This window comes from Paenibacillus wenxiniae (genome assembly GCF_039822605.1).
In the GTDB taxonomy this organism is placed as follows: Bacteria; Bacillota; Bacilli; order Paenibacillales; family Paenibacillaceae; genus Saccharibacillus; species Saccharibacillus wenxiniae.
Genome location: NZ_JBCGUH010000047.1, coordinates 1 through 782, shown reverse-complemented (window position 1 = coordinate 782; position 782 = coordinate 1). Strand labels below are relative to the sequence as shown.

Annotated in this window: 1 protein-coding gene; it reads right to left on the bottom strand. The window is 48.5% G+C overall.

The features are described 5' to 3' along the window. Window positions 1-782: PAS domain-containing protein (locus AAHF22_RS24010; RefSeq protein ID WP_347327467.1), on the bottom strand; the 782-nt coding region annotated here is incomplete at both ends.

Genomic DNA, 782 nt, shown 5'->3' with positions numbered 1-782 from the left:
GTCGTCATTTCCGAGATCGATTGGGACAGATGATTCATCCGCTCGGTCATCGCTTCCACGATCACTTCTTTATTTTTCTCAAATGTAATATCGCGGAGTGTACCTGCCACACGGAGCGGTACGCCTTTTGGATCGCGCTTGGTCGTACCGTTAGAATGGAACCAGCGATATTCCCCATTTTTACGTTGTACGCGGTAGTCGAGATCCAATGGTGTACGTCCGCTATGATCCAGCATATGGTCGGCAAATGCTTTAAATACACGATCTGCGTCTTCTGGATGCAGGCGTTCAATCCAGCTGCTCAGTACGTTCGGGAACTCTTGCTCGGTTTGGAAACCAACCGCCTCACGGAATTGTGACGAATACCAGATTTCATTTTTCGGATTGACGGGATCGCCCACTTCTATCATCATATCCCACGGTGCTTCGACCAGCGCTTTACTGATCAGATCATAACGTACAACCATCTGTTCTAGCTGCTGATCACGAATATAACGCTCATTTATATCTGTTATTGCTCCAGTAACATGCAGTGGTGTCCCCTTCGTATCACGTTCGGTTTCTGCTGTAGCACGGAACCAGCGATACTCCCCTGTTTTCAGCCGTATACGATACTGGCTCTCGAATGGCGTCCGTCCACTGTAATCGGTCAGATGACCCGTAAAGGCAGCAAATACACGCTCTTGATCTTGTGGATGTATTCCAGAGGACCAGCTACTCAGCACATTGGGGAAATCCTGTTCATTCTGATAACCGAGCAGATGACGAAGCTCATCAGTCCA